Source organism: Citrobacter sp. wls714 (genome assembly GCF_005281025.1).
Classification (GTDB): Bacteria; Pseudomonadota; Gammaproteobacteria; order Enterobacterales; family Enterobacteriaceae; genus Citrobacter; species Citrobacter werkmanii.
Genome location: NZ_SZWZ01000065.1, coordinates 20,866 through 33,284, shown reverse-complemented (window position 1 = coordinate 33,284; position 12,419 = coordinate 20,866). Strand labels below are relative to the sequence as shown.

General features: G+C 51.4%; 11 protein-coding genes. 4 read left to right on the top strand and 7 right to left on the bottom strand.

What is annotated here, in order from left to right:
* Position 1 precedes the first annotated feature (1 nt).
* Genes urtD through urtA form a run of 4 tightly spaced genes read right to left on the bottom strand, consistent with a single transcriptional unit; the run spans position 2 to position 4,761 of the window.
* On the bottom strand, positions 2–799 hold the full coding sequence (gene urtD / locus FDX11_RS14350; RefSeq protein WP_137398111.1) for an urea ABC transporter ATP-binding protein UrtD: 798 nt from the start codon (positions 797–799) through the stop codon (positions 2–4).
* Complete coding sequence (urtC, locus tag FDX11_RS14345) at positions 799–1,872, bottom strand: urea ABC transporter permease subunit UrtC (RefSeq protein ID WP_061381356.1); 1,074 nt, start codon at positions 1,870–1,872, stop codon at positions 799–801. The genes urtD and urtC overlap by 1 nt, the downstream gene beginning before the upstream one ends.
* A complete protein-coding gene (urtB, locus tag FDX11_RS14340) occupies positions 1,872–3,446 on the bottom strand; it encodes an urea ABC transporter permease subunit UrtB (protein WP_137398110.1) in 1,575 nt (524 codons plus the stop codon). Before urtB ends, urtC begins: the two co-directional genes overlap by 1 nt.
* Before the next feature lie 43 nt (positions 3,447–3,489).
* Positions 3,490–4,761 (bottom strand): urea ABC transporter substrate-binding protein, encoded by a 1,272-nt coding sequence (urtA, locus tag FDX11_RS14335; RefSeq protein WP_061381358.1) that lies wholly within the window; start codon positions 4,759–4,761, stop codon positions 3,490–3,492.
* Positions 4,762–5,248: 487 nt separating this feature from the next.
* On the opposite strand from urtA, the gene mgtS reads away from it, so the two are divergent.
* Positions 5,249–5,344, top strand: coding sequence for a protein MgtS (mgtS, locus tag FDX11_RS14330; protein WP_003032406.1), 96 nt, complete (start codon positions 5,249–5,251; stop codon positions 5,342–5,344).
* A 283-nt stretch (positions 5,345–5,627) separates the two neighbouring features.
* On the opposite strand, the gene FDX11_RS14325 is transcribed toward mgtS, so the two are convergent.
* Together FDX11_RS14325 and dcp are read right to left on the bottom strand one after the other, a co-directional pair.
* Positions 5,628–6,554, bottom strand: coding sequence for a diguanylate cyclase (locus FDX11_RS14325; RefSeq protein WP_061381359.1), 927 nt, complete (start codon positions 6,552–6,554; stop codon positions 5,628–5,630).
* A 165-nt stretch (positions 6,555–6,719) separates the two neighbouring features.
* Positions 6,720–8,765, bottom strand: coding sequence for a peptidyl-dipeptidase Dcp (dcp, locus tag FDX11_RS14320; protein WP_137398109.1), 2,046 nt, complete (start codon positions 8,763–8,765; stop codon positions 6,720–6,722).
* Positions 8,766–8,902: 137 nt separating this feature from the next.
* Between dcp and ydfG the strand changes: the two genes are divergently transcribed.
* The 3 genes from ydfG (at position 8,903) to ydfZ (ending at position 10,815) form a co-directional block, all read left to right on the top strand.
* Positions 8,903–9,649: a bifunctional NADP-dependent 3-hydroxy acid dehydrogenase/3-hydroxypropionate dehydrogenase YdfG gene (gene ydfG, locus FDX11_RS14315; RefSeq protein WP_137398108.1), complete on the top strand. Its 747-nt coding sequence runs from the start codon at positions 8,903–8,905 to the stop codon at positions 9,647–9,649.
* An 86-nt stretch (positions 9,650–9,735) separates the two neighbouring features.
* On the top strand, positions 9,736–10,422 hold the full coding sequence (locus FDX11_RS14310; protein ID WP_042308471.1) for a GntR family transcriptional regulator: 687 nt from the start codon (positions 9,736–9,738) through the stop codon (positions 10,420–10,422).
* A gap of 189 nt (positions 10,423–10,611) precedes the next feature.
* On the top strand, positions 10,612–10,815 hold the full coding sequence (gene ydfZ, locus FDX11_RS14305) for a putative selenium delivery protein YdfZ (protein ID WP_042308473.1): 204 nt from the start codon (positions 10,612–10,614) through the stop codon (positions 10,813–10,815).
* A gap of 75 nt (positions 10,816–10,890) precedes the next feature.
* Here ydfZ and FDX11_RS14300 read toward each other — a convergent pair whose 3' ends face one another.
* On the bottom strand, positions 10,891–12,357 hold the full coding sequence (locus FDX11_RS14300) for a mannitol dehydrogenase family protein (RefSeq protein ID WP_137398107.1): 1,467 nt from the start codon (positions 12,355–12,357) through the stop codon (positions 10,891–10,893).
* Positions 12,358–12,419 lie beyond the last annotated feature (62 nt).

Here is a 12,419-nt window from a genome sequence, read left to right as displayed (position 1 = left end):
CTTACCGTCCAAGATAAACTTCAATAACCTGCTCATTAGCCTGCACATCGCGCAGGCTCCCTTCGGCCAGTACTCGCCCCTGATGCAGCACCGTGACATGGTCAGCAATCGTCTCAACAAATCCCATATCATGCTCAACAACCATCAGCGAGTGCTTTCCGGCAAGCTGGCGAAACAGCTCCGCGGTGTATTCCGTCTCCGCATCGGTCATCCCTGCAGCCGGCTCATCAAGCAGTAGTAAATGCGGCTCCTGGACCAGCAGCATGCCGATCTCAAGAAACTGCTTTTGCCCGTGCGAAAGCAGCCCGGCACGGCGTTCGCGATCGTTGCCCAGGCGTAACAACACCAGCATTTCATCGATGCGATCCCGCTGTTCACCCGAAAGACGCGCCCGTAAAGACCCCCAAACGGATTTATCGTTTTTCAGTGCCAGCTCCAGATTCTCCAACACTGTTAATGCTTCAAATACCGTGGGCTTCTGAAATTTTCGTCCAATTCCCTGACGCGCAATGGCGATAGAATCAAACGTCATTAAATCAATAGACTGATCGTAAATCGCACGGCCGCTTTGCGGTCTGGTTTTGCCGGTAATGACATCCATCAACGTCGTTTTTCCGGCACCATTAGGACCAATAATGCAGCGCAGTTCCCCTACGCCAATATCAAGTGTGAGATCCGTTAGCGCCTGAAACCCATCGAAGTTCACGTTGATTTTTTCCAGCTGCAATACCGGGTCGGTTTGATTGCGAAATCTGTCCCCTGGCAACTGGCGGGTAAAAAGACCTTCATCTGGCTGCATTATTTGTCTCCTTTGCGAAACAGACCAATCACGCCACGGGGTAAAAACAGCGTAACGCCAATAAAAATCAGGCCAAGAAACAGTTGCCAGTATTCAGGCATGATTACCGTAAACAGACTTTTAGCGCCGTTCACCAACACAGCGCCAAAAACCGGGCCAATCAGGGTTCCGCGACCACCGAGGGCGACCCAAATCGCCGCTTCAATCGAGTTGGTCGGTGACATTTCGCTGGGGTTAATGATGCCCACCTGCGGAACATACAGCGCACCAGCCAGCCCGCACAGCACAGCGGAAAGCGTCCATACCAGCAGCTTGAAGCCTTTCGGATCATAGCCACAGAACATCAGCCGATTCTCGGCATCGCGCACGGCAGTCAGGATACGACCAAACTTACTGCGCGCCAGCGCCAGTCCCAGCCATAACGCCAGCACCAGTAGCATCACCGTCGCCAGAAACAGCGCGATACGGGTTGAGGTCGCGGTCACGGGGAATCCCAGAATAGTGGTAAATCCGGTGAAACCGTTATTTCCACCAAACCCGGTTTCGTTACGGAAAAACAGCAACATGCCAGCGAAAGTCAGGGCCTGAGTCATGATGGAGAAATAGACGCCCTTGATTTTTGAGCGAAAGGCAAACCAGCCAAACACCAGCGCCAGCAGGCCGGGTACCAGCACAACCAGCAGCATTGCCCAGATAAAGTGTTGCGTTCCCCACCAAAACCAGGGCAGTTCGGTCCACGACAGAAACGACATAAAAGCCGGTAGTCCTTCGCCGGAGGCCTGACGCATCAGGTACATCCCCATCGCATATCCCCCCAGCGCAAAGAAAATGCCATGGCCCAGTGAGAGCATTCCGGCATAGCCCCACACCAGATCCAGTGCGACCGCCACAATGGCATAGCACAGGATTTTCCCAGCCAGCGTTAGTGTCCAGACGGAGATTGCCAGCGGATGATCCACCGGGAGCAGCGCCAGAAATGGCAGAATAATGAGCGCCAGCAGCAAAAACAGCCCCAGGATGCGCGTCACGCGCGGCGCTTTTCGTGCCAGCGTTAATGTCATTGGCATAGTCATTAGTCAATAACCCTCCCTTTCAATGCGAAAAGTCCCTGAGGTCGTTTCTGGATAAACAGAATGATCAGCACCAGGATCATAATTTTGCCGAGCACAGCCCCCACCTGAGGCTCAAGAATTTTATTGAAGATCCCGAGACCAAACGCCGCCGCCACACTCCCGGCGAGTTGTCCAACGCCGCCAAGCACCACCACCAGAAACGAATCAATAATGTAACTTTGCCCCAGTTCTGGCCCCACGTTACCCAACTGCGACAGCGCCACGCCACCCAGCCCGGCAATCCCTGAACCCAGCCCAAAGGCCAGCATATCGACTCGCCCGGTGGGCACGCCGCAGCAGGCCGCCATATTGCGGTTTTGCGTCACCGCGCGCACGCGCAGCCCAAGACGTGTCTTATTCAGCAATAACCAGGTGAAGAACAGCACCAGCATGGCAAAGCCAAGCACCACAATTCGGTTCCACGGCAAAATCAGATTGGCATAGACCTGAATCCCCCCGGAAAGCCATGTCGGATTGGCGACCTCGAGATTTTGTGCACCAAAGGTCATTCGCACCAACTGGATCAGCATCAGGCTGATCCCCCATGTAGCCAGTAATGTTTCAAGCGGACGGCCATATAAATGGCGGATCACACCGCGCTCCAGCAGCATTCCTACTGCCGCGGTAAGTAAAAAGGCGACCGGAAGCGCAATGACCGGGTACCAGGCTAACCATTGCGGAAGAAACTGCCCCATCAGCTGTTGCACCATCCAGGTACAGTAAGCGCCGAGCATCAACATCTCGCCATGCGCCATATTGATGACACCCAGCAGCCCGTAAGTAATCGCCAGCCCTAACGCCGCCAGCAGCAAAATAGAGCCCAGAGACAACCCCATAAAGGCTTGACCAAGAAGATCGCCAATCTTCATGCGATGCGCGATAGAATTTAGACTTTCGTTGGCGGCAGCGCGAACGCGGGCATCAGGCTCATGTTCTGCGCGGGTGAAGGGTTGTAATTTCGCCTGGGTTTCAGGGTCATTTGACGCCCCCAACTGTTCAATTGCCTGCCGCCTGACCTCGGGCGAGGTACTGGTCAGTCGCAGGTTAGCCAGAGCAATAACCAGGGCGGATTTCACATTAGCATCCGGTTCCTGCGCCAGTCGTTGCTGCAAAAATGACAGCATGCCAGGCTGAGCCTCACGCTGTAATATGCTGGCTGCGGCGCTCCTTTCAGTGACACTGTCACTTAAAAGTTGATGAACGGCCAACGTTCCGGCAACCAGATTGCGCAGCCGGTTAGTCAGCCGGACTTTTTTTAGCTCACCGTCAGGACCTGTTGCCCTCCCCAACGGTTGTGCTTGCGCCCCATCCATGACAAACGCATTTTTCGCGCTATCGGTCAGCAGATTTTCATCTCGCAGCGCCTTAAGCACGGGTAAACGCTTAAGGTCAGGATTTATCGCCCACTGTTCAAGTAAGACAGCCTGCTGCGTCCGGTTGGCAGCGGTAAAAGTATCGGCATCTGATGCCTGCGCTATCCACGGCAAAAACCACGTCAGCAACATCACACCACGAATAAAGCGCATGGCTTTCATGAGCATTCTCCCAAGCGTTGCCCTCCCGCAGGAGGGCATAAGATCAGTTGCTGGCGGTTTTCACGGGTTGTTCAGATTTTTTATCATTGCCGGCGATATACGGGCTCCACGGCTGGGCACGGACCGGCTCATCGGTTTGCCACACCACATTAAACTGACCGTTGCCTTCAATCTCGCCAATCATGACGGGTTTATGCAGGTGGTGGTTGGTGGCATCCATCGTGAGGGTAAAGCCAGATGGCGCGGCGAATGATTGCCCTGCCATTGCAGCACGGACTTTATCCACATCGGTAGTTCCGGCTTTTTCTACTGCCTGTGCCCACATATGCAGGCCGACATAAGTGGCTTCCATTGGGTCGTTTGTCACAACCGAATCCGCATTCGGTAATTTGTGCGCTTTGGCATACGCCCGGTAATCCGCGACAAACTTCTTGTTAGCCGCATTATCGACAGACTCAAAGTAGTTCCAGGCGGCAAGGTTGCCTACCAACGGTTTCGTATCAATACCGCGTAATTCTTCCTCACCTACGGAGAAGGCCACTACCGGAACATCGGTGGCTTTCAGACCCTGGTTCGCTAACTCTTTATAGAATGGAACGTTAGAATCACCGTTGATGGTTGAGACCACCGCCGTTTTTCCCCCTGCGGCGAATTTTTTAATACTGGCGACAATGGTCTGATAATCACTGTGTCCGAACGGGGTGTACACCTCTTCGATGTCTTTATCGGCAACGCCTTTCGAATGCAAAAAGGCACGGAGAATTTTGTTAGTCGTGCGCGGATAAACATAATCAGTCCCCAGCAGGAAGAAGCGTTTCGCACCACCGCCATCCTCACTCATCAGATACTCAACCGCCGGGATCGCCTGCTGATTAGGCGCCGCGCCGGTATAGAAGACGTTAGGCGACATTTCCTCGCCTTCATACTGCACCGGATAAAACAGCAAACCATTTAACTCCTCGAATACCGGTAACACCGATTTACGCGAAACCGATGTCCAGCACCCGAACACCGCCGCCACTTTGTCCTGACTCAGCAACTGTCGGGCTTTTTCAGCAAATAACGGCCAGCTCGAGGCCGGATCAACCACAACCGGCTCCAGCTTTTTGCCCAACACGCCGCCCTGCGCATTAATTTCGTCAATAGTCATCAACGCCACATCTTTCAACGGCGTTTCGGAAATCGCCATCGTTCCGGATAACGAATGCATGATGCCCACTTTAATAGTGTCAGCCGCCTGGACGCTAAAACTCATGCCCATTGCCATAACGGAGGCCGATAACGCAAAAGCTTTTAAAAATGTACGACGCTGCATAGTTTCACTCCTGAAATTAGATTCGCTGAAAGCTCCGGTGCAGCCGGGCAGACAAAACGGTGCAAATTAAGGGGATTCAGAAGTGATAAGGCAAAAACGATGCCAGATATTAAAACATCATATAAAATCAAGGCATTATAATCGTATAACTCAGTAACTGGATGAAAACATTTCATCAAGAAGGGGGATCGCCAGGAAAATTGAACCACCATGAGACAGCGTTGCATTATAAACGTGCAACAATTTGCGTCGGGTTCGCATAGCAATGACTGTGGAAATCAGCATAAAATCGTGGTTAATTTGCGCAAGGATAAGCGCGCCTTGTCACTATTATTTATTTCCCCCGACGAAATCGCGTCAATTTTTTACATTTCAGACGAAATAATCACACAGTTCAGCCTTTGTTTAAGTTGCAATTGCTACTATAGTCATAAGCGAGGTGAACTTAAGGTAAGAGAGGAAACTCACAGATAAAGGAGCATTTACTATGCTGGGTAATATGAATATTTTTATGGCTGTTCTGGGAATTATTTTATTTTCCGGTTTCCTTGCCGCGTATTTTAGCCACAGATGGGATGATTGATGAACGGCGATAGTCCTGAACCGAACCGGCCCCTTGTCGCGTCACTGCACAAGGGGCCATTTTTTTACCTGCATCGCCTTTTCGGCACCTTTTCCCTGGCCACAGATAAAAAAAACCGCCGGATAAACCAGCGGTAAATGCTTGCATGGATAGATTTGTGTTTTGCTTTATACGCTATCTGGCAATTCCCTGCGAAGATAACGGATAGTCTGCAAACCTAGCATCGGCAACCCCAATGAAAGCTAAACGAAACGCAACTAACATAAAACGGCTTAGATGAATTTCACGCGCTGAGGTGGAACGAAGGCCCATCACTGGCGCTAACCAGCGTGATCTGCTCGCGTTCATCCATAAACATACAGCGATTCCTGCCGCTCTGTTTTCCCTGGTACATCGCTCTGTCTGCCCGTCCAAGAGCGGTATCTAATTTTTCATCCCGCTGAGCTCTGGTGATACCGGCCGTTACGGTGATAGCGATCTCTCCATCTGCGTAGGGGATTTTTTGCTGGCCTACAAGCTGACACAATCGCAACCCTGCCTGGCGGGCCTGCTCGTCAGTTTTGGTTCGGATGATGATAATAAATTCTTCGCCACCGTAGCGGTACGCAACTTCATCATATCGCGTCCATGCCAGGAAATTTGCTGCCAGAGCGCGTAATACCACGTCCCCCACAAGATGACCATACGTATCATTAACATGTTTAAAACGGTCGATATCCAGTAGCAATATATAAAGATTAAGCGGCCCGGCATCGATTAATTGTTGGTCAAAAGACTCATCGAGCATTCTTCTGCCTGGTAAGCCTGTTAATATGTCGATATTACTGCGGATACTCAGCAAATATATTTTATAGTCCATCACAGCAGACGTAAATGCCAGTAACGCATCCTCAAATTTGGTGAAATGCCATGGATAACTACGTGTCTCCAGTATTGCCGATAGCAAATCCTTCCCTGATAAGTGCATTTTTTCGTGAACATTATTTATCTTATTCACATAGCTACAATCATCTTCATTGCGCAGCGATTGATTATTAAGCCACTGTCCAAATTGACAAACGAAATGCGCGTTGTCACCCATGATATCCGGTTGCGTAGCATTCGAGGTTACTGCGCAACGGAACATATTCACCAGCCATTTATAGTGGGCATCAATGGACTTGTTTAACTCGATCAAAATTGCATCTATTTCCGTAGTATTTCTCATCATCACGATCTTCCTCCCTGTTCGAACGTTTCTGATGCAATCATCTTAACGACAAAAAAGAAAACTTATGTAAATTTTTTATTTTGAGAATAAACCTTATCAGTTTCAGTAATGAACATAAGATAAGACCGGGCATCACGCCCGGCTCTGCGCAAGATCTAAAAATGCTTACGCGCTCAAACCACGATGTGCCAGCATCGGCTCCATGCGGGGATCGCGCCCGCTCCACTGGCGATAAAGCTCAGCTAAATCAGTGCTATTCCCGCGGGACAAAATCGCTTCGCGGAATTTCTGTCCGTTTTCGCGGGTTAATCCGCCCTGCTCTACAAACCACTGATAACCGTCATCGGCCAGCATTTGCGTCCATAAATAGGCGTAATAACCCGCGGCATAGCCACCGCCAAAAATATGGGCAAAATAACTGCTGCGATAACGAGGCGGCACGGCCTGAAGATCCAGATCTTCTGCCGCCAGCGCCTGCTGCTCGAATTGATCAACCGAAGAAGATGACGCGCTCATCTCCAGACTGTGCCAACGCATGTCCAACAATGCGGCACTGAGCAGTTCGGTCATATCGTAGCCTTTATTAAACAGGCTGGCCCGCTGCATTTTATCCCGCAACGCCTGCGGCATTGGCTCTCCGGTTTCGACATGACGGGCAAATCGGGCAAAAACCTGCGGATGGCTCGCCCAGTGTTCGTTAATCTGCGAAGGAAACTCGACAAAATCACGCGGTGTGTTAGTCCCTGAAAGCGTGGCATAACGCTGAGTGGCAAACAGACCGTGTAACGTGTGGCCAAATTCATGGAACAACGTAATGACATCATCCCACAGCAGTAACGCGGGCTTACCCGTTGCGGGTTTTTGATAATTACAGACGTTGTAAATAACCGGTCGGGTTTCGTTCAGCTCCGATTGCTCAACAAAATTGCCCATCCATGCCCCGCCGCTTTTTGATTCGCGGGCGAAGAAATCACCGTAAAACAACGCCAGTCCTGCGCCATCGTGGTCGAAAATTTCCCATACCCGCACGTCCGGGTGATAAACCGGAATGTCGAATCGCTCAACGAATTTGATACCAAAGAGCTGATTGGCCGTCCAGAAAACGCCCTCGTTCAACACCGTATCCAGAGCAAAGTAAGGTTTAAGCTGTGCCTCATCAAGGGCGTATTTCTCACGGCGGGCCTGCTCAGCATAAAATGCCCAGTCCCAGGCCCTGACACTAAACCCTCCCTGCTCTTGATCGATGACTTTCTGGATTTCTGCCTGCTCATCCAGCGCACGCTGGCGCGCGGCCGGAACGATCGCCCGCATAAACGAAAGTGCCGCCTCAGGCGTTTTAGCCATCTGGTCGGCGATTTTCCAGGCCGCATAATTGGCAAAACCAAGTAATTTCGCCTGTTGCATGCGGATGTCGACCAGACGCTGAATAATAACCCGGGTATCGTTATCGTCATCATGTTCAGCCCGCGTCCACGCCTGGGTAAACAGTTCTTCACGGATCTGGCGATCGCGTAACACGGCAAGCGCCGGTTGTTGAGTGGTATTCACTAACGGAATAACCCAACGTGATTCGAGCCCCTTTTCTTTTGCAGCCTCAGCGGCAACGGCAAGTTCTTCTGCGCTAAGCCCGTCAAGCCGCCGGACATCATCCACCACCAAAGCACCGGACTTGTTCGCCGCCAGCAGACGCTGATTAAACTGACTGGTCAGCGTGGCTGACTCGGTATTGAGCGCTTTCAGGCGTGCTTTGTCGGCCTTATTCAGACGGGCGCCTGCCAGCACAAAACGCTGGTAAATGACCTCCACCAGGCGCAATGATTCGCTATCCAAACCTAATGTATGACGTCGTTGCCAGACAGCCTCGACGCGGGCGAAAAGCGCACCATCAAGGTAGATATCATTGGCAAGCCCCGCCAGTTCTGCTGAGAACGCTTCGTCAAGGCGCTGTAGTTCATCGTTGGTGTGCGCCGCCGTCATCGCGAAGAAAACGCTGGTTACGCGCGTGAGCAATGCGCCACTTTGTTCAAGCGCCTGGAGAGTATTGGCGAAATCAGGATCCTGAGGATTGTGTACAATCGCCTCGATCTCTGCGCGTTTTTGCCGTACGCCCTCATCAAACGCAGGACGATAATGCTGCACGTCAATCTGATCAAACTGCGGCGCCTGATACGGCAATGTGCTGTGGTGTAAAAAAGGATTCGTTAACGACATCTTTCACTCCTGAAAACGATTTGTTTACCAGAGTAGACTTCCCGGGAATCGACCGCAATCCTGTTAACCAGGAATAGCTCTGAACAGAAATGACGTGCTATGGTAGTACTACATAAAAAGCGTTGAGGAACAGTGAGATGATCGTTTTAGTAACCGGAGCAACCGCAGGTTTTGGTGAGTGCATTACGCGTCGTTTTATTGAGAATGGCCATAAAGTTATTGCCACCGGACGCCGCCAGGAGCGCCTGCAGGAACTCAAAGATGAGCTGGGTGACCGCCTCTTTATCGCGCAACTGGACGTACGTAATCGCGCATCGATTGAAGAGATGCTGGCGTCCTTACCTGCTGAATGGCGCGATATTGATGTTCTGGTCAACAACGCGGGTCTGGCGCTGGGCCTCGAGCCTGCCCACAAGGCCAGCATTGAAGACTGGGAAAACATGATCGATACCAACAACAAAGGCCTGGTTTATATGACCCGTGCCGTGCTGCCTGGTATGGTTGAGCGTAATCGCGGACATATTATCAATATTGGCTCTACCGCCGGTAGCTGGCCATACGCCGGCGGTAACGTTTATGGCGCGACCAAAGCGTTTGTCCGTCAGTTTAGTCTCAACTTGCGTACTGACTTACACGGGACAGCGATTCGTGTTACCGACATTGAACCAGGTCTGGTTGGCGGTACGGAATTCTCTAACGTGCGTTTCAAAGGCGATGATGCCAAGGCTGAAAAAGCTTACGAAAATACCACTGCGTTGACCCCGCAAGATGTTACAGAAGCGGTATGGTGGGTGGCTTCGTTACCTGCTCATGTCAACATTAACACCCTTGAAATGATGCCGGTTACGCAGTCTTTTGCCGGGCTGAGTGTCCATCGGAGCTAATTTCCCTGCCCGGCCTTGCGCCGGGTATAGATAGCCTGAAATAAGTGATAAAATATCCGGGTTAACTCTCTAAAAAGTAAGAATGAATGACCGTAGAAACGCAGCTCAACCCTACACAGCCTGTAAATCAGCAGATTTACCGTATTCTTCGTCGTGATATCGTGCATTGTCTGATTGCGCCTGGTACGCCGCTGTCGGAGAAAGAGGTTTCCGTACGCTTCAATGTTTCACGCCAGCCGGTACGAGAGGCATTCATCAAACTGGCAGAGAACGGTCTGATTCAGATCCGTCCGCAGCGTGGCAGCTACGTGAACAAAATTTCGTTGTCGCAGGTGCAAAACGGTTGTTTTGTTCGCCAGGCAATTGAATGTGCTGTGGTCCGCCGCGCTGCCGCCCTGATCACCGATAAACAGTGCTATCAGCTCGAACAGAATCTGCATCAGCAGCGCATTGCGATTGACCGAAAACAAATTGATGATTTCTTCCAGCTTGACGATGAGTTTCATCAGAAACTGGCTTTAATCGCCGAGTGCCAGCTCGCCTGGGACACCGTCGAGAATATTAAAGCCACCATTGACCGCGTTCGCTATATGAGCCTGGATCATATTTCCCCTCCTGAAATGCTGCTTCGCCAGCATCACGATATCTTTGCCGCACTTGAAAAACATGATGGTGACGGCGTCGAGCGCGCAATGATGCTGCACCTTCAGGAGATCGGTGAGTCTGTGCAGCTTATTCGCCAGGAAAATAGCGACTGGTTCAGCGAAGATTAATATTACGCTCACCTCTCTGCGGGGTGAGTTGTTCTGCGTTTACCCTCTCCTGCACATCTCTCTAAAAAAAGCTGTGATTTTGATCGAAAACAAAAAAAATCCTTAGCGAGAAGCGTATTTATATTGCGCCCGTTACGTGGGACCAGAGGCCCACGGGCTTTGACGGTGAGTTGGAAAGGAGAAAACACCATGAAAACATACGATCGTAACCGCAACGCAATCACCACTGGCAGCCGCGTCATGATTAGTGGCACCGGACTCACAGGCCGCATTACAGCGATAGACACCGATGGCCTGACCGCTGAGCAAATTCGCCGTGGCAAAACAGTGGCAATCGAAGGGTGTGAAGGTAAATATACCCCTATCGAGTTGATTCGTTTGGGCATGAACTAATTGGTGTGAATGCCAGAAAACTCTGCGCCATCTGGCTCGCTGAAAGCCAGATGGCGACATAAATGATGCCCTTCGTTACTTCAGTTTTGCTGCATACTTCGCAACCGTTGCCTTTGCCCCTTCAGCCAGTAAAGCAAGATAGGCTTCTGTGACCTGGTTTTTGAATAGTTCTACCTGCGGTAATTCGCGACCAAAAATGGCATCAATCGCCAGTAACGCCTGAACGCGTGCTTCCCCCTCGTGACTACTGCGAACCGCAGTCTGGATCACCGGCAACAGCGGATCGCTGATTTCAATCACCTGACCGTGTTCATCCACACCGCCGACATAGCGCATCCAGGCGGCTACGCCCAGTGCCAGCAGCGCAAAATGGCTGCCATGCGCAATGTGCCAACGAATTGAATCGAGCATACGCTGCGGCAGTTTTTGGCTACCATCCATCGCAATCTGCCAGGTACGATGACGCAGTGCCGGGTTGCTGTAGCGCTCAATGAGCAGATCGGCATAGTGCTGAAGATCCACACCTTTCACTTTCAGCGTCGGCGCCTGTTCCTGCAACATCAACGCTCGCGCGGCAAGACGATAATTTTCATCCTCCATGCAGTCGTTGATATGCTGATAACCCGCCAGATAACCAAGATAGGCAAGGAAAGAGTGACTGCCGTTGAGCATACGCAGTTTCATCTCTTCAAACGGAATCACATCCGATACCAGCTCCGCCCCGGCCTTTTCCCATGCCGGACGACCGGCGACAAAGTTATCTTCAATTACCCACTGACGGAACGGTTCACAGGCTACGCCTGCCGGGTCGCGTACCCCGGTGATGTGTTCAATTTTGTCCAGCGTCTCCGGGGTAACCGCAGGAACAATGCGGTCAACCATTGTAGACGGGAACGTCACATGCTGTTCGATCCACGTGGCCAGTTCAGCATCTACCGCCCGGGCATACGCAGTGACGACATTGCGCATCACGTGGCCGTTTTCAGGCATGTTGTCGCAGGACATCACGGTAAATGCGGCTAACCCTGCAGCTTTGCGGCGCGCCAGAGCTTCAACTACCACGCCTGGCGCAGTTTTTGGTTGTTTTGGATTTTGCAAATCGGCGGCAATCATTGGGTTGTCTAACATCAGTTGCCCCGTCGCCGGAGAGTGGCAATATCCTTTTTCGGTGATGGTGAGAGAAACGATCGCCACCTGCGGTTCGCACATCGCAGCCAGTACGCTTTCCAGGCCATCTACCTGCGCATGCAGCGCGTTTTTCACCACACCAACGACTCTGGCAGTCCACGCATCCGCAGACATTTCCGCAACGGTATACAGATAATCTTGCTGTTTCAGATCGGCAATCTGCTGCTCACCGCCAATCAGATTTACTTCGCAATAACCCCAGTCACTGCCGTGTTCTGCAGCCAGGATGTCAGCATAAACACCCTGATGTGCGCGATGAAACGCGCCAAATCCCAGATGAACAATACGTGGGACCAGTGTGGTACGATCGTAGTCAGGAAGCGCAGCCTTTGCCGCTAAGAGCTTGTTTTGCATGGTATTGCCTACTTATCTATGAAATCAGGACTGTCTCAGAGTAACGCCTGTAGGGTTATATG